Below are 23,044 nucleotides of genomic sequence, written 5' to 3'. Positions count from 1 at the left end.
GGGGAGCGTTCGGCACGCCGGCGCGCCGTGCGAGGCGGGGACAGCGGGGCCGGTCCGCAACGCGTAATAAAGGGGAGCCAGCCTACCCAATGTCATACATTGGGGCTGGCGAGGGGCTCCGCCCCTTCGAACCCCGGCCGGGGGGACTCCCCCCTCCCCCCATCACCCCCGCCGCTCCCTTCTTCCGCTCCCGGGAACTTCGAGGCTGGCTCTCACCCTCGCTTGCCCCGGTCAACCGCTCCCTTGGGCCAGGTAGCCGGCCCAATCGTCCATGAGCCGGCGCTCGAACAGGTCCGAGCGCGCATAGGCCGCCTCGACCCGGTTCCGGTCCACATGCGCCAGAGCCGCCTCGATCACCTCCCGTGGATGGTCGGTCTCCTCGGCCGCCCAGTCCCGGAAGCTGGTCCGTCTTCAGCCATTCGGGAATACCGGTCAGGGACCTGTTCACCGCCGACGCGGGGATGAATCGGAGCGAGAAACAGGCTCACCCAATGACCCTGGAATGATCGACGATTTCCGCCTCTGGGGGTCAAGGCGGTGTCGTCAAACCCACGCGCCACCGAACGACACCCGGCGGCGTGTCTAGGTGGCGCGTACTTTCAACCATCGCAACGCTATTCTCTCAGAGGGCGGAGTCCTCGCCGTTGTGGTTCAGGATTTCCCCGAAACAGCGCACCAGACGCGGGACAGCACCGCTTTCCCGCGTCCGCTGCGGAATAGGAAGCGAGGCTGTGCCTCGCGTGTCCCCCCTTCGCCCGGCGTAACGACGCGCCGCACGAAAGGGGGTGCTGGTGGTGAGAGCGACCCCACCTTTTTCGGCGCTGATGCGCCATCGGGGAGTGTTCACCGGCGCGTCCAGCGGCGCGCGATAAACACTCCCCTTAAGGGGAGGTCGCTCTCACCACAGTGATCCCTGGCGGGAAGGCCGAATTGCTGAAGACCTAGATCCGGGTTGTCCTTTTCACCCTGACCTGCCCTGGGCCAGGTAACGCGCCCAGTCGTTCATCAGGACACGCCGCCGTTCGAACAGGTCGGAGCGGGCATAGGCCGCCTCGACCCTATTCTGGACCACATGCGCCAGGGCCGCCTCGATCACCTCCCGGGGATGATCGGTCTCCTCAGCCGCCCAGTCCCGGAAGCTGGATCTGAACCCGTGCGGCACCGCCGCAATCCCAAGCTCCCGCACCATCCACCGCAGCTGCTTGTCGTCAAGCGGCTTCCCGCCCCGGCGGGAGAACACCAAAGGACCGGATCCCTCACCCAGGGTCCGTGCCGCTTCGAGAATCTCCAGGGCGCGGCCACACAGCGGCACCCGGTGCTTCCGGTTCGCCTTCATCCGCCTGGCCGGGACGGTCCATACACCGGCGTCCCGATCGATCTCCGCCCACTCGGCCCACCGCACCTCGCTCCACCTGGTCGCCGTCAGGACCAGGAACTCAAAGGCCAGCTTGGCCACCTCCGGCGCCGTCGCTGCCTGCGCCGTCCGGATGGCCGCAGCCACCTCCCGATGCGGCAAGGCCCGCATGTGTTCGGTAACGTCATGTTGGGGACCCAGGACCGGTCCGATCCTGTCGCAGGGGTTGTCAGGGCGGTACTCCATGGCTACGGCCCATTCCAGGACCACACGCAGCCGCTGGCGCACCCGCCGGGCGCTGGAGGCCTTCCGGTGCCAGATGGGGGTGAGGATGTCTAGCAGATCGGCGCTGGTGACCTCGGAGACCGGCATCTTGCCGATGCGGGGGAAGGCGTACCGCCTCATGCTGGCCATCCACTCGCGGTGGTGACGCCGGCCGCGCCATCCGTCCCGCTTCTGTTCCAGTACACGCGAGGCAGCTTCAGCGAAGGTGGGGATGCCCTCGGTGCGGCGCTTCTCGGCAAGGGGGTCTCCGCCCTCACGGGCCAGCTTGCGGTTGCCCCGTGCTTTCTCCCTGGCCTCGGCCAAGGGGACCAGGGCGACGCTGCCGAGACCGAGCTCCCGGCGACGGCCGCGGACGACGAGTCGTTGAATCCAGCTCCGGGTTCCGCTGGGCTGGACGAAGAGGTACAATCCGTTTCCATCGGCGTGTCTTCCGGGCGGAGCGGAGCGCAGGAAGGCGGCCGAAAGGGCGTTGCTGGGGTGACGGCCGGTGGGCTTGGTTTTGGGTCGGACCGGTACGGGGTTGGTTACAGTATCCATCCCCCTATTATATGGGGGATGGCAGTGGATTGCAAGGGATGTTGGTAATAAGTCAAGCCACAGCAGAACCTAGATAAGATGCTGATAAATAATACAGTTATAGACTGAACTGGACGAAGATAAACATCACTGGATTTTATATGACTGCGTAGGCAGCGACAGCGGGCGACCGTGGCGTGGGGCGGTGTTTCATTGGAGAAACAGTGCCTTCCCGAACGGGTGCTTCCTATTCGCCGCATACGCGGCTAGGTTGGTGCAGAACCGGCACGACCCCGGGCTGCCGCCTCCGCTGGCAAGAGAACGTCGCCTTCGCTGCCATACGCAACTTCCCCAGGGGGGCTCTTAGCTTGCCCAGCAGGCGACACGAGGCCGCAGCTCTATAAGGATGGCCTGTAAGAGGCGTCGCGTCGGATACCCACCCCAACCGCAGCTTCGCAGCTCTCCCCTAACCAACGACACTGCCGGGGGACAGGATTGTTTGAATTATTGGCCCGGCGGATGCCAGTTCCGGTGGTTCGAGTGGAGCCGCGAAGCGGCGTCAGGATGTAGCCATGGGCATAGGCTTGGCTCGGGTCAGGCGCCAGCCCGGGACGAGCCATTGGGAAACGTCCTGTCGTCCTCTGAAATCGCGCCCGATTTAGCTCTTCACCCTCAAATAGGTCTCCAGCCATTCTGCCATTCGCTGAAAGGCCCGGGGCGGCAGGGTGTGCCCCTTGCCGTGGTTGTAGATCCCCAGGCGCGCCGGTGAGCCATACAGCCGGTAGACCTTCAAGGCGGCCTCGATGAAGGGCCAGCTGCGATCGCCGTCGGCCGCGTGGCGCCCCGATTCTCCAGCCAGCAGCAGGAAGGCCCGGGGCGCGGCCAGAGCCAGGAGCTGGTGGTGGTTCAGCTTGAAGTCGGGACTGCGGATAGCGGGACCCAGGAACCAGGGATCGTGCCAGTTGGTAAAACTGAAGTCCATGCCCGCTTCGCTGGCGACCGTCACCTGCACTCTCTCGTCGAAGGCGGCTAGGTAGAGCGATTCGATAGCCCCCAGGGAGTGGCCCGCCGCGCCGATGCGAGTGGCGTCCACCTGCGGCAGGCTCGCCAGCAGATCCACTCCGCGCATGGCGTCCCAAAGCATCTTGTGCATGCAGAGGGCCTCAGGGTGGCGTTGCTTGAATCGTGCCATGGCCTCCAGGAAGTTGCCGGCGTCCTGCCACAGGAAGCAACGCGGACAGAAGACCACCAGGCCACGGCGAGCCAGCTTCAAACCGATCTGCTGCTCCTCGGGGCCGTTGACTCCCGCCACCAGGTCGATGGTGAGGCTGCTGGTCTGGTGCAGCGCCACCACCCCCGCCCGCGGGTCCCGCTCCGAGGCCGCCGCCGGCGCCAGCAGGTAGCCTTCCACTCGAACCCCGGCCTCGGCGTTGTAGCGAACCAGCTTCCGCACCAGGGTCCCGTCGAGCTCTTCCTCCTCCAGGACCTCCATTTCGAGCGGAGGCCTGTCGGCCGGCATGGGGCCCAGAAACCGCATCCAGTCCCGCCGGATCCTGCGCCGTTCGGATTCCCACCGGGCTCGTGAGCGGATGGGTGTACCGCCCGGACCGACCAGCAGCGGGGGGAGCTCGGGAGCCTCCGGAGGCAGCCTGGAGGGCGGCCTCTGCACCTCATCCAGCCACTCCACCTCGCCGTTCCAGGCCCGGACGGGCTTTGCGGCCCACGCCAGTCCGGTCAGGACCGCCGGGGCGGCCGCAACAAACTTTCGCCGGGAAACCCCGTGGGCCGCCGATCCCGCCCGACTCGACATGTCAGAACCCTTCATGGTCGGATCTTCCCGTTGCAGCCTGGCAGCGCAGCACCCCCCACCGCATCAGCCTTCGCCATTCGGCTCGGCTTCTGCGACTCCCCCTCAAGGGGGGAGTGATTCCCGCGTCACAAACCGCAAACATACTTTACACATTCGACCGGGAACATGGTTTACATGCTACCCAGGAATCAGGCAAGTAGCCAGTTGCAGGCCTCAAGTATCACTCCCCCCTTGAGGGGGAGTCGGTGAGACCAGGGCTCCGCCCGCCGTCGAACCGGTGGGGGGGACGGAATCGGCGAGATCGCCACGTAGGAGATTCAGCCCGCCGTCGAGCCGGGGGGGCAAACTCCACCTCCCGTGAGTCACTGCCAGCGGCGGGTCAGCGGCCCGGTGGTGTTGCAGTTCGAGCGCTTTACGGGCGACTCCAGGTTCCGCTCAACCCCGTTTGCTACAATGGCGGATTCTGATGCACTTAGCCGGCGTCGCTCACCAGGAACTGATTGTGCCCGCCAACTGCCTCTTGTCTCTCCGCATTTACCTGCTTAGCCCAATCCTTGTCCTGAGCTGGGCCTGCGGTCAACCCGAAACAGCCCGCCAACCGGCCGATCCCGCTCCCGGCGCTCCTGCCGGGCTGGCTGATCGACTGACGGCGATGGGCGCGGAGGTTCAGGCCGACGCAGAGGGCCACATCACCCTGCTTAACCTCTACTGGACCGATCTGACCGACGACGACCTCACTCTCCTGGATGGCCTGCAGCGGCTTCGAACGCTGATTATGCCGGTCCGGGCCACCACCGAAGGGCTTCGCCACCTGAAGGGCCTGACCGCTCTGGCCGAGCTCTACCCGCCGAACGAAATCACCGACGAAGGCCTGGCCGGCCTGCGCCACCTGCCCAACCTCAAGGAGCTGTTTCTCTACGGATCGAAAATCACCGATGCCGGGCTGGTGCATTTCAAGCCGCTGCTGCAGCTCGAGTTCCTGGGCATCCAGCACACCCAAGTGACCGGCTCCGGGCTGATCCACCTGCAAGGCCTGCAGAATTTGGCCTGGCTCGACCTCTCCTACACCCGGATCGGCGACCCTGAACTGAAGCAACTGGAGACACTCTCCCAGCTTAAGGCCGTGGGCCTCTACGGCACCCGGGTCTCCCCGTCCGGAATCCGCAGAATCCAGGCGGCTTTGCCCAACTGCACGGTGCTCTACCGCTGACGCGGTCCCTTTCAGACAATTGAGTCGAGTCGCGGGGAGCAATCACAAGACCGATTCCACCTCTCCAACGCCAACCGTGATTCCGATTGAACTGGACGAAGGGTAATCGTTCGAGTAATATTATTGTTGCTTATCCTATTGACTAAATGTGATATGCAACAATATATTGCTCGTACCGATCTGCTTGCCGACACTGTCAGCGGACTATCCCAAGTGCCGGTGGTGGCTTTGCTGGGTGCCAGACAGGTAGGTAAGACCACTCTGGCCCGGCAGGCGGCGTCCGAGTGGCCGGGACCATCGACGGTCCTTGATCTCGAGGTTTCCGCTGTGCGGGAAGCACTGTCCGCCACTCCCGAGAGACTGCTTCGCCAAAGCGAGGGTCTGGTCGTTCTGGACGAAGTGCAGCGCATGCCGGAACTGTTAGAGATCCTGCGACCGATCTGTGACGACCGGAACCGAAAGGCGGTTTTTCTGCTGTTGGGCAGCGCTTCCTGGGACTTGATCCAGGGGATATCCGAGACTCTGGCGGGAAGAATCGTTTTCGTGGACGTCGGCGGCTTTTCCCTTGCTGAAGTGGGCCGGCAGAACCAGGACGGTCTCTGGATGCGCGGCGGCTTTCCGCGAGCCTGGCTGGCGCGGTCGGCGGCGGAATGGAGCCGTTGGATGCAGTCGTTTACCCGCACGTTTCTGGAGAGGGACATCCCGGGACTGGGCTCGAGAATATCTCCCGAAGCCCTGGGGCGCTTCTGGAGGATGCTGGCCCATTTTCACGGACAAGTCTGGAACGCGACCGAGTTGGGACGTTCGATGGACGTGAGTGCAACCGCGGTGAACCACTACCGGGATCTGCTGGCGGGTACATTCATGATCCGCGTGCTCCCTCCCTGGAGGGAGAGTCTGGGCAAGCGCATCGTCAAATCGCCCAAGGTCTACCTGCGCGACAGTGGGATCCTGCATTTCCTGCTCGGTCTGGAGGAACCCCAAGAACTGCCGCTGCATCCTCGCTACGGCGCCAGTTGGGAGGGATTCGCCCTGGAGCAGACGCTGCTGGCCCACGGCGAGCGCGAAGCCTACTTTTACGGTACCCGCCGCGGCGCCGAGCTGGACTTGATGCTGCTGCGGCGAGGCCGCCGCTGGGGATTCGAGTTTAAGTGCACCGATGCCCCGCGCACGACAAGATCCATGCACATCGTCATCGAAGACCTGGGGTTGGAGCACCTGTGGGTGGTCTACCCCGGCGACCGGGAATATCCTCTGACCGACACCATCACCGCCCTGCCCCTCAAGAACATCCCCGATTTGAAACTGCGCCAGTTGTCATGACCCGAGCGGGGAATTCCGGGCTGCAACCAGCGCAAGTCCGGACGTGCCGTCCCTTATTACCGGCATTGACCGCGGGAAGTGAGGGCGAAAGCCTTTGCGTGCTTCCCAATCCTCCCCCGCCTCAACTCCTCAGGAAATGCGACTCCCTCGGCGCCTGGTAGCGGATCCCCAGGTGGGGGGTCTCCAGCCTTTTTCCTCCCTGGCCCAGGGAATGGACTCCGGCTGTCACCAGGCCGGAGGTCAGGAGCGTCCTCTCCACCGGGTAGGGAGCTTTCCCGGTCAGGATCATCTCTTCCACCTTGTGCATCAGGGCCGCTATGAAGACCACGTTGGGGACGGGTGAAAGATAGAACAGCGTGGAGAGGGGCTCGGGCTGGCCCTTGAGCCGGACGGCAAAGGTGAAGTCGTCCACCAGGCCATTCATCAGCATCATGGTGGCTTTCAATCCATCGGTGTGTTGGTAACGGTAGACCACCGGCTTCTCGACCCATTGCCGCATCTGCTCCGGGGTGGGGTAGCGATGGTTCACGGTTTTCGCCTGGGTCAGGGTGAGGCTGCGGCACAGGCAGGCGGAGAAGAGTTGCGGGTCCCAGCCGCCGCGGTCGAACGAGCCCTTTCCCATGGCTTCCCAGACCGGTTCCCCGCGCATGGCGTGAAGCCAGTCCACTCCGGTCTCACCGCCCCGCCGGCGTTCCACCATGCACTGGATGGTCTCCAGGGCGTGGAAATCGTAGCTGTCCACCCCGCCGATGGCCACGCACATGACTTCCTCGATCTCGGCGCCGTAGGGCATTTCGAAGGAGGGTATCCTCCAGGTGACCGGCAGCGAGGACCCGGCCAGAAACGGGAACCCCATGGCATGGGCCGTATCCACCATCTCCTTGGACCACTCCCACTTCCAGGACAGGTGCTTGTCGTTGAACACGGGAACGCTTCGGCCGTCCTGCTTGAAGACCTCCACGATCTCCTTGAAGAATTCGTAGCGGGGATAGAGTGTCTGCCCCAGTTCGTTGCGCGGATATCTCCCGTGTTCCCCGATCAGAAGCACCCCGTCCACATCCAGCTTGTCCCCGCCGCGGCGCAAGCTTTCGGCGATGGTGGGGTAGATGGGGAAGCCGAACTCCTGGGAGCGGGCGCGGCTCAGGTCATTCTCCGGAAACTGGTCCACGTAGGTCGATACCAGCTCGAGGGGGGACCGATGCCAGCGCCCCTCCACGGGATATCCCACCAGGAAGCGCTCTCCCATGTGCCAGGCGTGGGACGGGTATCGCCACTCGGTGGTCACCATGGCCAGCCGCCTGGGCTTGGCGGCCTCTCCCCAGAGCAACGGGGGAACCGCCAAACTGCTCCCCAGGGCGCCGATAAAGGTGCGTCGGTCGATCATGAGCTCTCTCCTTCGAATCGCAGTCCAATCAGAGTGCCCCGAGCCTGATTTCTAGGGGCTGGTGAAGCTGAGCAGGGTGGCGGCTTCCATGGCTTCCCAGTCCACCTCCACACCCAGACCCGGGCCGCCGGGCGCCGCCACCATCCCGTCCGGCCCGGTACGGATCACATCCTTCATTCCATACTCGTAGGGTTCGTAGGGGACGGCCTGCTCGAAATAGGTGCACAGGTTGAACCCCAGCATGAGATGCAGATTGGCCGCCGAAACCAGAGTGTTCCCCCACGACATCACCTCGCATTTCATGCCGGCGGCTTCCACCAGAGCCATGGCCTTGCGGGCCTGCGTCAGGCCGCTGCAAACGGTGACGTCCGTCCGGGCCCGGCTCCAGGCCTCCTTGCGCAGGGCCTCCTGAAAGGCGGGCAAATCCTGAACCCAGTTTCCCGACGGCACGATGGGTATGTTCGCCCTGCGGGTCAGCCTGCAATAGCCTTCCAGGTCGTAGTCCATCAGCGGAGCCTCGAACCAGCTAAACTCCAGGGATTCCAACTCCCTGGCCACCCGCAGCGCGCTGTCCCAGTCGTAGTTGTTCTCCACGTCCAGCATCAGGGCCACCCGGTCGGGAGCGTGTTTGGCGCGGACGGCCCGGGCCAGTTCCAGGTCCCTGTCGGGAACGCACCAGCAGTGGAACTTGACGGCCCCAAACCCCTGCTCCAGCAGTTGGTCCACGAAGTCCAGGTAGGCGGCAACGTCCTCCAGCATGGGCGTGCTGGCATAGGAGGGAATCTGCCGGCGGGTCCCACCCAATAGCTGGTAGATAGGCACATTGGAGGTCTTGCCCAGCAGGTCCCAGAGCGCGATATCCACCACCGCCAGGGCTCCGGGGGCCAGGGGAAAGACGCGAGACCAAAGGCTTCGCCACAGGGCCTCCCGATCGAGGGGGTCCCGTCCGATGAGCGCCGGAACCAGGTGCCGGAGCGTCTCGGCCGTGTAGCGGTCGTGAGCGTAGGAGGTGTAGTTGGACACGCCCCCAAAGCCTTCGACGCCATCGTCGGTGAAAATGCGCACCACCGTGTTGGTCATGTACTGTTCCGGCAGGTCATGGGACCAGGTGAAGCGTTGCACCTGGGGACCCACCACCATGACCTCAACCCGGTCAATGCGCATGGGTCTGCCTTTTTCTCATCTTTCAGCCTCGGCTCATAGGGCGTCGCAAGAACACGACCCCGACATTCTACCGCTTCCATGGGTCTGCGCCCACGGCTATGTGGGGATGCGGCGTGCGCGGCTCGAATCCTCTCTCCGCGTTGATGCCGGGGCACCAGTCGTCGGAAGCCCCCAACACCGCAATCCCCACTTCGCCTATAATGGACAGCCACGGAACAAGCTGCTGCAGTCCATCCTGAACCCCGGCCAGGTCATCGAAAGCGCCTACACCAGCTACATGGTGGAGACCCGGGACGGGCGGCTGCTGGACGGACTCATCGTCAACGAAACCTCTAACAGCCTGACCCTGCGCCGCCCCGAGGCCGAGGATCCCACCCTGCTGAAGGCGGCCATCGCCGATGTGCGAGCTTCCAGCGTGTCCCTGATGCCCGACGGATTCGAAGATGGCATCGATCCCCAACAGATGGCCGACCTGATCGCCTACCTGCAGGGGGCCAACCTGCAATGACCGGCAGGGGTCGCCGGGAGGTCTGATGGGAGACGACAGAGTTCAACCGGGCTGGGCGGCCGTGAGCCTCCTGGTCCTCTGCTCGATTTTCCTTTGGCTGGCCGCCTGCGCGGCCCCGGAAGCGCCCGTCTACCCGGACAAGCGGGATCTGCTTCACTACCTGGACCGGCAGGGCAGGCCGCATCCCATCGAGAGCCGCACCCACTGGGACATCCGCCGAATCCACACCCTTCAGAACATGCAGAGTGTGATGGGTCCTCTTCCCCGGCTTCCCGACGATCCGCTGGATATCCAGGTCCTGGAAACCGAAAGGCTGCCGCAAGTCGAGCGGCGCAAGATCACCTTCGTCAGCCAGGTGGTGAAGAGGAAACCGGACCGGGTTCCGGCCTATCTGCTGATTCCCGATGGACTGCCGGAAGGGCAATCCGCTCCCGCCGTGCTCTGCCTCCACCAGACGACCTCCATCGGCAAGGCCGAGCCGGCGGGGCGGGGCGGCCAAACCGACCTGCACTACGCTCTGGAGCTGGCCCGGCGGGGCTACGTCACCCTGGCGCCCGACTACCCGGGGTTCGGGGACTACAAGATCGATCCCTATGCCATGGGCTACGCCAGCGCCACCATGAAGGGCATCCTCAACCACCGGCGGGCCATCGACCTGCTGCAATCGCTGCCGGAAGTCGACCCGGACAGGATCGGCGTCATCGGTCACTCCCTGGGCGGTCACAACGCCCTCTTCCTCTCGGCCTTCGAGCCGCGGGTGGCGGCGGTGGCCACCAGTTGCGGATTCAATGCCTTCGGGCACTACTACGGGGGAGACCTGAAGGGATGGAGCCATCGGGGGTACATGCCGCGCATCGCCCAGCTCTACGGGAGCGATGCCGCCCGCATGCCTTTCGACTTCACCGAGGTGCTGGGCATTCTGGCTCCGCGGCCCGTCTTCATCTCGGCCCCGCAGGGGGACCATAATTTCGCCGTTGCCGGCGTCAGGGCATGTGTCGAAAGCGCCCTGCCGGTCTATGAGCGCCTCTTCCACAGCCCCGACCGGCTGGTCGCCAGGCATCCCGAAGTCGGCCACGAGTTTCCGCCCGCCGTGCGCCAGGAGGCCTACGAATTCTTCGATCGGTGGTTGTCGGGGGAGTGAACTAGAATCAAGCCCATCTCCCCCGTGGAGGACTGCATGAACCGTAGAGACCTGTTGCGAACCGCGCCTTTTCTGCTTGCCGGGTCCCTGGGGACCCACTTGGGGGCTCGGGTCGGCCGCTCCGAGACCGAAGGCGTGTCCCGAATGCGGATCGCCATCTGCGCCTACTCCTTCAGGACGCCGCTGGGGTCGAAGGCCCTGACCTATGCCGACCTGGTCCACATGGCGGTGGAGCAGGAGATCGACGGACTGGACCTGACCGTCTACTGGTTTCCCAACATTGAAGATCGTTTCCTGCTGCCCCTGAAGCGGCTGGCCTATCGGAACGCGGTGGAGATCTACAGCATCTCGATTCGGACCAATCTGTGCCGCCCCATGCCGCTGGAGCAGGCCCGCGAGCTTCAGGAGATCCGCAAGTGGATTGAAGTGGCCCACAAGCTGGGCGCCGGGCATATCCGCATCTTCGGAGGGGACGCGCCCCCGGGCGCCAGCCTGGATCAGGCGGCCGACTGGGCCGCTTCAGTGCTGGGCCGGGCGGCGGAGGAGTCGGGCAAGCGGGGGGTGATCCTGGGTCTGGAGAACCATGGAGGCATCACCGCCAGAGCGGAGACGATGATCGGAATCCTGGAGAGGGTGGACTCTCCCTGGGCGGGCATCAACCTCGACACCGGCAACTTCCTGCAGGATCCCTACGGGCAGATCGAGGCCTGTGCCCCCTACGCTGTGAACGTGCAGGTGAAGACCCGGGTTGTGGCGCCCGGGGGCAAGCCGGTTCCGGCCGACTGGGGCAGGATCCTCCAGACTCTGGCCGCCGCCGGCTACAAGGGCTATCTGGCGCTGGAGTTCGAGGGCGAGGAGGACCCGGTCACGGCTGTCCCCCGGTATCTGCGAGAGCTCAAGGCCTTGGCGGCCCGCTACGGCGCGTGAGGACCGCTTGCATCCGCAGGCCCGCCGTCTTCGCCCCAAGCGTCCCCGGCCAGGTTCAGAGCTGCAGCGGTTGCTCCGACTGCAGGCAGAAGAACTTGCGCACCGTCTCCTCAATGGTCCAGACGGATCTGAGCCCCTCGTTGAAGTGCAGCATCTTTCCCGGCACAATCGGACAGCACTCCCCGTCCTCCGAGCGAATCTCCCCTTTTCCGGCCAGGACGTAGATGGTTTCGTTCCAGGTGTACTCCCATCGAAACTGGCCGGGTTGACATTGCCAGATACCGCTACAAGAGGTCTTGTCCTCGGTGATGAAGACCAGGGCTCCCAGGGCGTCGGGGCTGCCCCCCAGAATGTTGCTTGCCGGAAGCGGCCAGGGGTCCAGCTTCACGTCGTCCCAGGCAAAGGTGGATAGTGGTTCCATGGTTCAGCCTCCTTTTTCGGACCGGCTATTGCAGGTTGTCACCGCATGCCTGCCATTATGGCCAAAAAGGGGCTGAATGACACTATTCGCTTGGAGGGAAGTTTGAGGGCAGCCGAATGGACGGCTCGACAAAGACGTCACCCGGCTGCCATGCGTGAGGGATTGGAGGCGATCCCGAATTCGTTTCTTGGGCGGATCGCCCCAATTTCCGGACTGCGAACCGGCTACTCCACCCCGAAGTTCCAGCGCATCCCGATGTGGAAGCCGCGACCGGGGTCGGCCCGATAGTAGGTGGGATTGGGACCTTCGAGATTCGAATCGGTCGAGTCGAAGAGGTTGTCGACCAGTCCGAAGAGCTCGAGCCCGGCTCCCAGAGGCTTGGCGAAGTACCAGTCCCACATCTGGTAGGCATCGGCGACCAAGGTGGCACGACGGCCGACGATGGGCCACTTGCCCAGGTAGGTCCCGCGGAAGTTGGTGCGCAAGCCTCCCAGCCGGTCGGTCGACCACCACACCCGGAAGTTCCCGTGGTGCTTGTGACGATGGCTCAGAAAGGCACCGGTCTCCTTGTCCCTGGCCTCGAGGTAGGTGTAGCCGGTTGAGACCAGCAGATTGTTGGTCAGCCGCAACTCGATCTTGTTCTCCAGCCCGGTCGTGTACACGTTCTCGATGTTTCGGTAGAGATAGGTCAACCGGTTCAATCCCGGACCGAATGCCGAATCGATGTTGAACTCCGAGATCAACCCCTCGAGTTGCGCGGGTGTCCGCGGTCTTCCCAGCAACTGGGTGTCGATCAGGTTGGTGATTCCGTTCCGGAAGTAGGTGGAACTGAACTGCAACCGCTCGGTGATGTTGCTGTCGAACCCCACCTGGGTCGTTGAGGAGGATTCCGCTTGCAGGGAAGGATTGCCGATGATCTGGTAGAGACCCGAAGTGGTGAGAAAGCGGTAGTAGAGTTGACCCAGGTCCGGGGCGCGGAAGCCATGCCCGTAGGAGGCTCTCAGGCGGAATTTGTCCGAGGCCCGGAACATCATGCCGAATCTGGGAACCGCGTGGGTTCCGAAGGCCGAGTGATGGGTCACCCGGCCCCCGACCGTCAGGCTGAGCCGGGGATGCGCCTGGATGCGGTCCTGGAACCAAGCGTCCACCATGCGGACCGACTGTCCGGCGTTGTCGCCGAGCAGCCGGTTGTAACCGCGGTACTCGTTGCTGGTCACGTCGATGCCTCCCTGGAGCAGTTGCCGTCTGCCCAGGACGTGAGAGACGTTGGCGTCGAACCGGTAGAGGCGTTCGTTCAGGTTGGCCGTGTCGTCCATGGTCCCCGGAATACTGGCGAGATCCACCACCGAGTTCTCGTCGTACTTCCCGTAGTAACCGCGGGTCTGCAGCTGGGTGAACGGGGACAACGCCGCATTCAGCGTCAAGCCGTAGTTGATGGCGCTGTCGTTGGTGGTAGTGGTCTGACTTCCGGATCTCCCGGAGTACACGCTGATCTCGCGGTTGTCGAACGCGTTGCCGAGAAAGCTGAGGTCCACGGCATCGGTTATGTCCCGCGTGATCTTCGCCATGGTGTCGTACCTGCGAAACCCCGGTCCGGTCGTGTCGTAATTTTGGGGCGTCAGGTCGTAGGGATTGCGCTTGTGACGCTCGGCGGAGAAGAATCCCGACCAGTCTTCGTGCACAAAGCCGGCATCGGCGCGATGGTCGGCGGCGCCGCGGGACCCGATGGCACTGCTCAGGTTGGCATCGAATTTCTGACGGGGTTCCCGCGTGATCATGTTGATGACGCCGGCGATCGCGTCCGATCCGTAAAGAGCCGAGGAGGCGCCCTTGACGATTTCCACCCGGTCGAGACGGTTGGTCGACTGCCGATTCATGTTGAGGATGCCGCTCTTGACTCCTCGCGCCCCCACAATCGGAAACCCGTCGATCAGAATCAGGGACTGCCTGGAGTCCACGCCCTGAATCTGAGTCCCGGCCCGGGAGCCCGGTGACCTGTCGGTACGGGTCACGATTCCAGTTTCCTCGGACAGGACGTCGCTCACACGTTCGTACCCGGAATCCAGCAGTTGGCTTCGCGCAATAAGATCCACCTTGGTAACGGAATCCTCCCGCAATTCCTCTTCGCGAGAGCCGGTGACGATTATCGACTGCGTCAGGATCGCCGGAACCAGTTTCAGCACCAGGGGACCGATTGCCCCACTGGTGAGGTCGACCGTCTCGGACGCCGTCTGGAAGTCGTTTACCGCCGCGCTGACCCGGTAGCGGCCCGCCCGGACATCCAGCGAGAACTCACCCTGGGAGTCGACGTGCTGGGAAACCTCCAGTCCCGTCTCCAGGTTCTTCACGAAGACGGTGGCGTCCGGGAGGGGTGCGCCGGAAACGTCGAACACGCCCCCGTCCAACGCGACCCGATCCTGGGCATGTGCGTTCAGAGGGTTGATCGCCAGCAGTGCCAGCACAGCCAGTACCGATAGCAGGCTAAAATCAACTCGCTTCATGAAATGTCCTCCTTATTTGTGTTCGTTGCCTGTTCGGTGGCCACGATTCGGTGCTATCCATCGCTTGCTTCCTTCAGCAGTTCAATGTCGTGCCATTCAATCAGCAGGGTGCTGGATCGCCCCTTGCCCGTGCGGATCACGTGCCGGGAATGAGGGAGATAGTTGCTGCCGATCTCCTGGAAACGAGTGATGTAGGTCCACGCCTCGCGGATCGCGCCGGAGTCGTTATCGACCACGACTGCAAACACATGTCGTGGCAGATACCTTCCGGAAGCCGCCGTCCTGGTCTCCAGCACCGTCAGCACCCGTTGGAATTCCGGCATTGTTCGATCGACCTGGAGGATCTGACGGTCCTTGATGCGATAGGTGGATTGGTACTTGTCGTCCAGCAGGACTTTCCTCCCGAGCGAATGCGCATCCGGTTCGCCGTAGCGGGCCTCTGTAGTCACGGTGGTTGACGACGGGACGCGATGCATCAGCATGTTCCTGACGGCGGCCTCCACTACCGAGGGAGCCTTGCCACCGTTCAACGCGATCTCCAGGGTGCCCGGCACCCGAAACAGGCAGGTGCCGTGGTGAGCCTTGCCGTCCAGACGAACGGTCAGCTTGCTGCGAAAACCGTGAAAATCCTTGGTGAAGACCTCCCGGTTTTTCCGAGCCTGTTGCAACAGATTGCTTGCCGATACGGCATCGGACTGCCCGTTCTGCCCGGCTGCTGCCGGAGGCAGGGCTCCCGTGGCCGCGACGATGACGAATGAAGCCAGAGCCAATCCGGATGCCGAAGTGGCGTCCTTGCGGCCGCCGCGCTTCGACACTGTCCTCCACCGATGAATCGGATGTTTGAATCGGAACATTGTTTCCGTCCTCCCGTGTGCTCTTGACCTCTCCTGCCTGAAAGGGCCGATCACCACTGAAAAACAGGTTTGAGAGATGCGGCCACTGAAATGCGCAAACGACCAATTCCGTATGACGACTCCGGCGCCTTCGACCGGGGTCCCATGCTCAGTCCTGGACGGCAGGGCAAGTAGGGGACATTGACTTCCAGGTCGAACGCCGAGGAGAAGGTATCTCAAACTTTTCTAAATGTAAATGATAATGATTTTCATTTTAAATAAATAGTTTTGACCCTGGAATGGAGGGCGCATCGGTAGCGTCGGGATGGTGGATTATGGAATCGGGGCAGGGTGAGCCTGAGAGACCGAATCGACCGACCGGAATCGCAGGTTCCTCGGGTGGGTCTTGGGGTAACGGTGGGGGAATTGTCTGCGGGCGGGCCTACCCGGAAATCCTCACCGGGAGGCGTGAAAGTAGCGGTGCGGGGATCTTCAGGTGGCCTGGAGTTTTTCCCAGATCCATTCCCCCAGGACCCGGTGTCCCTGGGCGGTCAGGTGAAGTCCGTCCGGCCAGAGCAGACCCGGAGGGATCCGGCCGCCCTGGTAAAACGGAACCAGGCAATCCACGAAGTGCACCCGGGCGATGTCGGCTTCCCGGGAGGCGCGGAGGCTGAAGGAGCGGACGGCTGCATCTCTGGCCGGGAAGGGCGTGGGACCCAGCAGCACCACTTCCGATCCCATTCGCTTGAGCCGATGCATGATATCAGCCAGGTTGTCCGCATAGACATCCACGGAAACCGACCCAAAGACATCGTTCAGACCGAACATGACGAAGCTCAGGTCCGGAGGGGAGGCGCCGCGTTCACACCAGTGCAGGCGGACGGCGCCGTCGGCGGCCGTGGCCCCTCCAACGGCGTGGTTGTAGGTCTGGAAGCGGTCGTGTCCGGCCAACTGCTTCATCTTGTCCAGAAGGAGATCGGGATAGCCCTCCTGGCGGGAGACAAAGCCGCACCCCTGGGTGATGGAGTCCCCCAGAAAATCGATGCGCCGGGTGCGTCCCTGGCGAATGTCCTCCAGAATCCATTGCTGCCGTGAAGGGTTGCCGCCGCTCATGTCTCTTTCTTCTCCTGGGGGCCTTGGCGAAATTCGTCGTTTAGCGCCTATTCCATTGTCTAATACCCGACGGCGGCACTCGCCTTGTAGGGCTCCACTCCGCTCCGCAGCAGGCCGGACTTGCGGTCTATCAGAATGCCGTTGGGACGGGCAAAATAGGAGCTGAGAAAATGCTCTTCCCTCACCGAAACCTGGTGGCCGAAGGATCGCACCGTCTCAATCGCCTCGGCCGGCAGTCGGGCGTCCAGGTGAAGCGGACTGCCCTCGCAGTGAATCCTGGGGGCGCTGACAGCCGCCTGCATCCCCAGTCCGAAATCCACCACGTTGTGGATGACCTGCTGCACCGCCGTCAGCACCTTGCGTCCCCCCGGAGACCCCACCGCCAGATAGGGCCCGCTCCGGTCAAAAACCAGCGCCGGAGTGCCGGCGTGAAGCGCCCGCTTGCTCGGCGCCATCGAGTTGACCTTGCCCGGTTCGGGGTCGAACCACATCATGCCGTTGTTCAAGGTGATTCCGGTACCGGGAACCACCACGCCCGAACCGAACAACTGGCCCAGCGAGGCCGTCAGCGAGACCAGGTTTCGCTGCTTGTCCACCACGGTCAGATGGGTGGTGTGCTGCTCGGCCGCGTCGATTCCGCTGGGCGGACGCATGCCGGCCGGCCTGCCTCCCGGTTGGAAGGGCCAGGGGTCTCCCGCCGGCTGGCTGACCGGAGGGCCCCCAGGCTGGATATGGCCGCGCCGCCCGGCAGCGTATTCCGCCGAGTGCAGGCCCTCCAGGGGAATGGGATCGAAGTCGGGGTCCCCCAGATGGGTGAAGCGGTCGGCAAAGGCCATCCGTTGGGCCTCGGCCAGCAAGTGCAGGGTGGGAGCCGTGTTGTGGCCGGAAGCCGTCAGATCGTATCCCCCCAGGACATTGAACATCTGGGCCACGGTGGGGCCGCCGCTGTTGGTGGAAACCAGCGCGATTCGGCGGCCGCGGTAATCCACCCACAGGGGATCGCGAAGCCGCACCCGGTAGTCGGCCAGGTCCTCCGGCGTCAGCAGGCCGCCATGCTCGGCCAGGAAGTCTACTATGGCCCGCCCGGTCTCTCCCCGGTAGAAGCTGTCGGGGCCCTCCTCGGCAATCCGTTGCAGGGTGCGGGCCAGGTCTTTCTGAACCAGCCACTCCTCCTTGCCGATGTCGTCGGCGTTGGCCGTCTTCAGCGGGGTCCCGTCGGCATGAAAGAAGGCCGCCATGGTGTGCGGGAAGGGCCGTAGTCGCCTCAGCCCGGCCGCGCAGTTGGCGAAGACGTACCAGTCCACCGGGAACCCCTCCCCGGCCAGGCGAATGGCCGGCGCCATGACCTCGGCCAGGGACAGGGTGCCCAGGGTTTCCAGCAGCCTGACGTAGGTGGCCACCGCCCCCGGCACGGCGACCGAACGATAACCGGTTTCGGCGGCTTCATCCCGGGTGGCGCGCCAGCCGTAGATTCCTTCGCCCTTGAGTCCGGGATCCATCAGTTCGAACAGGTCCTCGCGGGCGGCTCGGGGCAAGACACCGGCGCCATCCAGCGTGAGCGTGCGACCGCTGGCGGCATCGTGAGCCACCACGCAGGCGACTCCGCCCACCCCGCTCATGAAGGGCTCCACCACCCCCACGGCGAAAGCAGCCGCCACGGCGGCATCGGCGGCGTTGCCGCCGCGCTGGAGGATCTCCACCCCGGCTTCGGCAGCCAGCGGGTGCATGGCGGTCACCAGGCCGTCGGCAACCGCCACCTCGCTCTTGTCGATGAGTAGGCGGCTGCGCTGGGTTGGCATGGGTTCTCTCCCTCGAAAGGCTGGCCCGGAAAAGCGGAATCTTAGAACAGAGGGTGGCCGGGCGGCAAGCGGCGGGACGTTGCGGCAGCGCGGCAGCGGCTGGCTCCATCCGCCGCGGAAAAAGTTTTTGCTTTGCCTCCAATCGGGATATGCCGAACAATAGGCCGGAAGAGCGGAGGCGCGCCCCGATCGGCGCCGGCGCGCCCGGGTCGGCCGCCATCGCGGGAGAGTGGAGACACCCGATGACCGATTCCCAGGGTCCCGCCCAGGAGGGTTGGCAGGGACGCTATTTCGAAGACTTCCAGGTCGGGGACATCTACCGCTACCCCCATGGCCGGACGGTCACCCAGCTGGACAACTCCCTCTTCAGCCATATCACGCTGAACACCAACCCCTTGCACTTCGACAGCCAGTACACCCGCAAGACCCGCTGGGGACGGATTCTGGTCAACAGCACCTTTACCCTGGCGCTGGTCACCGGCATGAGCACCACCGACGTCAGCCAGAACGCCATGGCCAATCTCGGCTGGGAGAAGGTTCGTCTGCCGAACCCCGTCTTTATCGGAGACACCATTTATTGCCAGTCGGAGGTCCTGGCCAAGAGGGTTTCCAGGTCCCACCCCGAGGCCGGAATCGTCACCGTCCGCTCCCTCGGCGTCAATCAGGACGGCAAGGTAGTGATCGATCTGACCCGGCAGGTCATGGTGTACCGGCGCGGCCACGCCCCCCAACCCGGGGAGTTTCCCCCGATCCAGTGACCCAGCGAGCACTCGGCATGCAGTTGATGCGTTCATGGCTGTTCGTTCCCGGCAACCGGCCCCGGATGATCCAAAAGGCGCCCATTTTGGGGGCCGACGTGATCGTCTACGACCTGGAGGACGCTCTTCCCTCGGCCGAGAAGGCCTCGGGACGGCGCCTGGTGGCCGAGGCGCTCGAAGCCCCTTCGGGGGGCTCGCTGCGTTACGTGCGGGTTGAGGCCGATCCCGGGCGCGGTCTGGAGGATGCCCGGGCCGTGGTCCGGTCCGGCCTGGACGGGTTGGTGCTGCCCAAGGTGTCCGAGGTCTCCGTTCTGCACCAGACGGATGCCGCACTCGGAGCCCTGGAGGCCAAGGCGGGAATGGAGCCGGGAAGCGTGCGCATCCTGGCCATGATCGAGAGCGCGCGCGGATTGCTGGCGGCCCCCGCCATTGCGGCTGCCTCCCCCAGAATGGTGGGCCTGTTCTTCGGGGCGGAGGATTTTACCCTGGACCTGGGAGTTTTTGCATCGGATGAAGAGGGCCCCGACGAGATGCTCTACGCCCGTTCGTCGGTGGCCGTGGCCGCGGCCAGTTGCGGATTGGTTGCCGTGGACCGCATCGTGCCCGAGTTTCAGACGCTGGACCCCCTGGCCGCCGATTCCAAGCGAGCCTGTCAGCTGGGCTTCGGCGGCAAGGGGGTCATCCACCCCCGGCAGATCGCCTGCGTCCACCAGGCCTTCACCCCTTCCGAGAAGCAGGTCGAAAAGGCCCGGCAGGTGATCCGGGACTTCGAGCAGGCTCACCGGGAAGGCGCGGGCACGGTTCAGGTGGATGGCAAGATGGTCGATTGGCCCATCGTGGAAAAAGCCAGGCGTCTGATCCAAGTGGCCGAGGCCTCGAAGTCGGAAGAGAATGAATTGTAGATTTTAGATTGCTGATGGTTGATTGGGTGGTTGGGCACGCTGATGGTGACCCAATCAAGAATCCACAATCCGAAAACCACAACACTCATCTCATCTGTCAACGTTCTTTCGATTCAGACATCCACCTTCATGGAATCACCCCCACCCCTGCAGGGCATCCGCATCCTGGCCGTCGAGCAGTTCGGCGCCGGTCCCTGGTCCAGCATGCTGCTGGCCGACCTTGGGGCCGAGGTGATCAAGATCGAAAACCCCCTCAGTCGTGGTGACATCGCCCGCCACGTGGCCTCCGAGATCGAAGGCGACGACAGCGTCTACTTCCAGAGCTTCAACCGGAACAAGAAGAGCATCACCCTCAACCTGAACCACCCCGAGGCGGCCGACGTACTCCATCCGCTGGTCGGCCGTTCCGATTGCGTCTTCAACAACCTGCGCGGCGACCTGCCCGCCCGCATGGGCCTGGACTACTCCAGCCTCGGCCGGGTCAAGCGCTCGATCGTCTGCGCCTCCCTCTCGGCCTTCGGCCGCAGCGGCAGTCGGGCCGCCGAACCCGGTTACGACTACCTGATGCAGGGCTACGCCGGCTGGATGAGCCTGACCGGCGACCCTCAGGGTCCGCCGCAAAAGGCGGGGCTGTCGCTGGTGGATCTGGGCGCGGGCGCCCTGGTGGCTCTGGGCCTGGTGAGCGCCGTCATGCGAGCCCGCGGCACGGGAGTCGGCTGCGACGTGGACGTCAGCCTGTTCGATACCGCCCTTTCCCAACTGGGCTATGTCGGGGCCTGGCACCTGACCAACGGCTACCAGCCTGAGCGCACTCCCGATTCCTCCCATCCGACCCAGGTGCCCAGCCAGTTGCTTCCCACCCGGGACGGCTGGCTGGTGGTCATGTGCGCCAAGGAGAAGTTCTACCGCAACCTGGTCCGGATCCTGGGAGCCCGGGAGCTGGCCGAAGATCCCCGCTTCAACACCTTTGCAAAGAGGCTGAAGCACCGCGAGGAACTGGGGCCCCTGCTGAAAGAGCGGACCCGGACCCGCACCACGGCCGAGTGGCTGAGTTTGCTGAAAGGTCAGGTGCCCTGCGCGCCGGTCAATTCGGTGGAGGAAGCCCTTCAGGACCCGCAGGTACAGGAGGGCGGCATGATCGTCGAGACCGACCATCCGGACCTGGGCGTGGTGCGCCAGGTCGCCGGCGCCATCAAGGTCAGCGACCACGCCCCGACGCACCGCCGCGGTCCCGGACTGGGAGAGCACACCGGCCAAGTCCTCGAGGAGTATCTTGAGATGACGCCGGACCGGATCCGCCTGCTGCGCCGGAAGGGCGTGATCTGACGGCAACGGGCCCAGACTCTGACGCCGAGGGCGCCGGACCCACCGGAGGGATCGAAATTGCGATTGCCCATGCTTGACACTCCCTTTTTCAGGAAATACCTGCTGCCGGGATTCGTCTTTCAGTCCATTGTCATCGGGGGCGGCTACGGCACCGGCCGGGAGCTGGTCGAGTACTTCCTGCAGTTCGGCCCCTTGGGCGGGCTGCTGGGAATGGTTCTGTCGACCGCCATCTGGTCGGCCGTCTGCCTGGCGACCTTCGAGCTGGCGCGGCGGACCGGTTCCTACGACTACCGTGCCTTCACCCGGCAACTGCTCCACCGCTGGTGGTTCCTCTACGAAATCTGCTACCTGGTCATGATGCTGCTGGGCCTGGCGGTCATCGCCGCCGCCAGCGGCAGCATCGTCGAGGCCGTCTTTTCCCTCCCTTACTATGCCGGGGTCATCGGCATCATGGCCTGCGTGGGGTTCCTGGTCTTCAAGGGAACCGCGGTGATCGAGAAATCCTTCGCCGTGTGGTCGTTCGTCCTCTACGCCATCTACCTGGTCTTCCTGGCGTGGAGCCTCTCCCAGTTCTTTGGCGGCAATCCCTGGCCCTCGCTGGAGATCAAGCCGGGATGGGCCCTGTCCGGCGTCAAGTATGCCGGGTACAACATGGTCACCATTCCGGCCCTTCTGTTCTGCATCCGTCACATGGAGAGACGCCGGGAGGCCTTCGGGGCCGGCATCCTGGTGGGGCCCATCGGCATGATCCCGGCCATTTTCTTTTTTCTGGCCATGGTCACCCAGTATCCGGCGGTGGTGGATCAGACCGTTCCCGCCAATTTTCTCCTGGGGGCCCTGGGATCGACCGCGTTCCAGGTTATCTTTCAGGTGGTTCTGCTGGGAACGCTGATCGAGTCCGGAACCGGGATGATTCACGCCTTCAACGAGAGGGTGGCCGGTGTACTGGCCGAGCGCAGGGCGGTCATGCCGGCCTATCTTCGCCCGGCGGTGGCGCTGTTGCTGCTGGTGGCGGCCGCCTCGCTCGCCCCCCTGGGATTGGAGAACCTGGTGGCCCAGGGCTACGGCACGGCCACCTGGGGAGTGATTTTCTGTTACGTCCTGCCGGTGCTGACAATCGGGGTGTGGAAGATCTGGCCGCGGCGGAATGGGGGTTGAGGCGTTATGCCTCGCCGAGGGAAGGAAGGGTGGGTGCTCAATCCACGAAGAGGAAAAGAGATATCCACGAAGGTCCACGAAGAACGACGGAGGGCCACCAAGAATTTAGTTCCGGGTGGGGTGTCGACAGCGGGCATTCAAATGGAGCCGCGAGCCGGTGGCAGCAGGCATCCGCTCGGTGCTGGAGTTTCCCTGCCTGTTACACCCATACCTATTCCGAAGACGCCCATGCTCGTACGATACAATCCGAAAACTACTGACTTGTAAATTGGTTTGTGATTTCTTGGTGCAAACTGTCCGGGGCAGAACGTAGGGCGAAACCCGGCTGCATCCCGTATATAAGGAGAATGAGATGGGATTGAATCGCAAGGGAGCGATGGTTCTCGCCGTTATGGCATTGGTCATTCTGGCGAGCGGGGCTGCCGAGGCCAAGACAACTGCCGGCCAGGTCAAGGACGATGCAACTCTCGAGGCCTTTGTCTTGGGGGCGAAGGCGGAAATCGAGGCGATCACGGACGTCAACGAAGGAGCAAGGCTCAGGGAGAGGTTGAGAACGGAGGGCGACTGGAAGTCCGGATCGATGTTCCTCATCATCTTCCTCCCGACCGGGG

At 63.9% G+C, this 23,044-nt stretch carries 19 protein-coding genes and 1 pseudogene; 10 read left to right on the top strand and 10 right to left on the bottom strand.

Annotated elements, in window-relative coordinates; genetic code table 11:
- Positions 1 to 231: 231 nt before the first annotated feature.
- The 3 genes and pseudogenes from OXI69_07475 to OXI69_07465 form a co-directional block, all read right to left on the bottom strand.
- Positions 232 to 420 (bottom strand): annotated as a pseudogene (locus tag OXI69_07475) (integrase).
- Positions 421 to 961: 541 nt separating this feature from the next.
- Positions 962 to 2,176: a tyrosine-type recombinase/integrase gene (locus OXI69_07470; protein ID MDE2665973.1), complete on the bottom strand. Its 1,215-nt coding sequence runs from the start codon at positions 2,174 to 2,176 to the stop codon at positions 962 to 964.
- 637 nt (positions 2,177 to 2,813) lie between these two features.
- Complete coding sequence (locus tag OXI69_07465; protein MDE2665972.1) at positions 2,814 to 3,980, bottom strand: dienelactone hydrolase family protein; 1,167 nt, start codon at positions 3,978 to 3,980, stop codon at positions 2,814 to 2,816.
- A gap of 451 nt (positions 3,981 to 4,431) precedes the next feature.
- Between OXI69_07465 and OXI69_07460 the strand changes: the two genes are divergently transcribed.
- A complete protein-coding gene (locus OXI69_07460) occupies positions 4,432 to 5,175 on the top strand; it encodes a hypothetical protein (protein ID MDE2665971.1) in 744 nt (247 codons plus the stop codon).
- 153 nt (positions 5,176 to 5,328) lie between these two features.
- Entirely contained in the window at positions 5,329 to 6,498 is a 1,170-nt protein-coding gene (locus tag OXI69_07455) for an ATP-binding protein (protein MDE2665970.1), read from the top strand.
- Positions 6,499 to 6,619: 121 nt separating this feature from the next.
- Here the strand turns inward: OXI69_07455 and OXI69_07450 are convergent, their stop codons facing one another.
- Both OXI69_07450 and OXI69_07445 read right to left on the bottom strand, forming a co-directional pair.
- On the bottom strand, positions 6,620 to 7,882 hold the full coding sequence (locus tag OXI69_07450) for a hypothetical protein (protein ID MDE2665969.1): 1,263 nt from the start codon (positions 7,880 to 7,882) through the stop codon (positions 6,620 to 6,622).
- A gap of 51 nt (positions 7,883 to 7,933) precedes the next feature.
- Positions 7,934 to 9,046, bottom strand: coding sequence for a mandelate racemase/muconate lactonizing enzyme family protein (locus OXI69_07445; GenBank protein ID MDE2665968.1), 1,113 nt, complete (start codon positions 9,044 to 9,046; stop codon positions 7,934 to 7,936).
- Positions 9,047 to 9,152: 106 nt separating this feature from the next.
- Between OXI69_07445 and OXI69_07440 the strand changes: the two genes are divergently transcribed.
- From OXI69_07440 to OXI69_07430, 3 genes are read left to right on the top strand one after another with little or no spacing between them, the layout of a single operon-like run.
- The gene (locus tag OXI69_07440; GenBank protein ID MDE2665967.1) at positions 9,153 to 9,554 is read left to right on the top strand and encodes a hypothetical protein; all 402 of its coding nucleotides are present in this window, start codon (positions 9,153 to 9,155) and stop codon (positions 9,552 to 9,554) included.
- A gap of 25 nt (positions 9,555 to 9,579) precedes the next feature.
- Complete coding sequence (locus OXI69_07435) at positions 9,580 to 10,695, top strand: alpha/beta fold hydrolase (protein MDE2665966.1); 1,116 nt, start codon at positions 9,580 to 9,582, stop codon at positions 10,693 to 10,695.
- Between the two features lie 36 nt (positions 10,696 to 10,731).
- Positions 10,732 to 11,622, top strand: coding sequence for a sugar phosphate isomerase/epimerase (locus OXI69_07430; protein MDE2665965.1), 891 nt, complete (start codon positions 10,732 to 10,734; stop codon positions 11,620 to 11,622).
- A 55-nt stretch (positions 11,623 to 11,677) separates the two neighbouring features.
- Here the strand turns inward: OXI69_07430 and OXI69_07425 are convergent, their stop codons facing one another.
- From OXI69_07425 to ggt, 5 genes are all read right to left on the bottom strand, one after another.
- A complete protein-coding gene (locus OXI69_07425) occupies positions 11,678 to 12,043 on the bottom strand; it encodes a cupin domain-containing protein (GenBank protein ID MDE2665964.1) in 366 nt (121 codons plus the stop codon).
- Positions 12,044 to 12,267: 224 nt separating this feature from the next.
- Positions 12,268 to 14,544: a TonB-dependent receptor gene (locus tag OXI69_07420; protein ID MDE2665963.1), complete on the bottom strand. Its 2,277-nt coding sequence runs from the start codon at positions 14,542 to 14,544 to the stop codon at positions 12,268 to 12,270.
- Positions 14,545 to 14,597: 53 nt separating this feature from the next.
- A complete protein-coding gene (locus OXI69_07415; protein ID MDE2665962.1) occupies positions 14,598 to 15,398 on the bottom strand; it encodes a DUF3386 family protein in 801 nt (266 codons plus the stop codon).
- A gap of 471 nt (positions 15,399 to 15,869) precedes the next feature.
- Complete coding sequence (locus tag OXI69_07410) at positions 15,870 to 16,490, bottom strand: SGNH/GDSL hydrolase family protein (protein MDE2665961.1); 621 nt, start codon at positions 16,488 to 16,490, stop codon at positions 15,870 to 15,872.
- A gap of 59 nt (positions 16,491 to 16,549) precedes the next feature.
- Positions 16,550 to 18,289 (bottom strand): gamma-glutamyltransferase, encoded by a 1,740-nt coding sequence (ggt, locus tag OXI69_07405; protein MDE2665960.1) that lies wholly within the window; start codon positions 18,287 to 18,289, stop codon positions 16,550 to 16,552.
- A gap of 242 nt (positions 18,290 to 18,531) precedes the next feature.
- On the opposite strand from ggt, the gene OXI69_07400 reads away from it, so the two are divergent.
- The 5 genes from OXI69_07400 to OXI69_07380 all read left to right on the top strand — a co-directional run.
- The gene (locus OXI69_07400) at positions 18,532 to 19,047 is read left to right on the top strand and encodes a MaoC family dehydratase (protein MDE2665959.1); all 516 of its coding nucleotides are present in this window, start codon (positions 18,532 to 18,534) and stop codon (positions 19,045 to 19,047) included.
- On the top strand, positions 19,044 to 19,949 hold the full coding sequence (locus tag OXI69_07395; protein MDE2665958.1) for a CoA ester lyase: 906 nt from the start codon (positions 19,044 to 19,046) through the stop codon (positions 19,947 to 19,949). The genes OXI69_07400 and OXI69_07395 overlap by 4 nt, the downstream gene beginning before the upstream one ends.
- A 129-nt stretch (positions 19,950 to 20,078) precedes the next feature.
- Positions 20,079 to 21,275, top strand: coding sequence for a CoA transferase (locus OXI69_07390; protein ID MDE2665957.1), 1,197 nt, complete (start codon positions 20,079 to 20,081; stop codon positions 21,273 to 21,275).
- A gap of 69 nt (positions 21,276 to 21,344) precedes the next feature.
- A complete protein-coding gene (locus OXI69_07385) occupies positions 21,345 to 22,433 on the top strand; it encodes a hypothetical protein (GenBank protein ID MDE2665956.1) in 1,089 nt (362 codons plus the stop codon).
- A 352-nt stretch (positions 22,434 to 22,785) separates the two neighbouring features.
- A partial coding sequence (locus tag OXI69_07380) for a hypothetical protein (protein MDE2665955.1) occupies positions 22,786 to 23,044 on the top strand: 259 nt, incomplete at its 3' end.

This window comes from Acidobacteriota bacterium (genome assembly GCA_028875575.1).
In the GTDB taxonomy this organism is placed as follows: domain Bacteria; phylum Acidobacteriota; class Terriglobia; order Versatilivoradales; family Versatilivoraceae; genus Versatilivorator.
Note: the sequence above shows the minus strand (reverse complement) of the source record. Positions and strands in the feature narration are given on the sequence as shown.

What these genes read in the sequence shown, in the direction of transcription:
- OXI69_07430 (MDE2665965.1), top strand. Translation starts at nt 10,732, where the DNA reads ATGAACCGTAGAGACCTGTTGCGAACCGCGCCTTTTCTGCTTGCCGGG.
- OXI69_07470 (MDE2665973.1), bottom strand. Translation starts at nt 2,176, where the DNA reads ATGGATACTGTAACCAACCCCGTACCGGTCCGACCCAAAACCAAGCCC.
- OXI69_07425 (MDE2665964.1), bottom strand. Translation starts at nt 12,043, where the DNA reads ATGGAACCACTATCCACCTTTGCCTGGGACGACGTGAAGCTGGACCCC.
- OXI69_07435 (MDE2665966.1), top strand. Translation starts at nt 9,580, where the DNA reads ATGGGAGACGACAGAGTTCAACCGGGCTGGGCGGCCGTGAGCCTCCTG.
- OXI69_07445 (MDE2665968.1), bottom strand. Translation starts at nt 9,046, where the DNA reads ATGCGCATTGACCGGGTTGAGGTCATGGTGGTGGGTCCCCAGGTGCAA.
- OXI69_07385 (MDE2665956.1), top strand. Translation starts at nt 21,345, where the DNA reads ATGCTTGACACTCCCTTTTTCAGGAAATACCTGCTGCCGGGATTCGTC.
- OXI69_07415 (MDE2665962.1), bottom strand. Translation starts at nt 15,398, where the DNA reads ATGTTCCGATTCAAACATCCGATTCATCGGTGGAGGACAGTGTCGAAG.
- OXI69_07390 (MDE2665957.1), top strand. Translation starts at nt 20,079, where the DNA reads ATGGAATCACCCCCACCCCTGCAGGGCATCCGCATCCTGGCCGTCGAG.
- OXI69_07410 (MDE2665961.1), bottom strand. Translation starts at nt 16,490, where the DNA reads ATGAGCGGCGGCAACCCTTCACGGCAGCAATGGATTCTGGAGGACATT.
- ggt (MDE2665960.1), bottom strand. Translation starts at nt 18,289, where the DNA reads ATGCCAACCCAGCGCAGCCGCCTACTCATCGACAAGAGCGAGGTGGCG.
- OXI69_07465 (MDE2665972.1), bottom strand. Translation starts at nt 3,980, where the DNA reads ATGAAGGGTTCTGACATGTCGAGTCGGGCGGGATCGGCGGCCCACGGG.
- OXI69_07440 (MDE2665967.1), top strand. Translation starts at nt 9,153, where the DNA reads ATGCGGCGTGCGCGGCTCGAATCCTCTCTCCGCGTTGATGCCGGGGCA.
- OXI69_07420 (MDE2665963.1), bottom strand. Translation starts at nt 14,544, where the DNA reads ATGAAGCGAGTTGATTTTAGCCTGCTATCGGTACTGGCTGTGCTGGCA.
- OXI69_07455 (MDE2665970.1), top strand. Translation starts at nt 5,329, where the DNA reads ATGCAACAATATATTGCTCGTACCGATCTGCTTGCCGACACTGTCAGC.
- OXI69_07460 (MDE2665971.1), top strand. Translation starts at nt 4,432, where the DNA reads ATGCACTTAGCCGGCGTCGCTCACCAGGAACTGATTGTGCCCGCCAAC.
- OXI69_07450 (MDE2665969.1), bottom strand. Translation starts at nt 7,882, where the DNA reads ATGATCGACCGACGCACCTTTATCGGCGCCCTGGGGAGCAGTTTGGCG.
- OXI69_07400 (MDE2665959.1), top strand. Translation starts at nt 18,532, where the DNA reads ATGACCGATTCCCAGGGTCCCGCCCAGGAGGGTTGGCAGGGACGCTAT.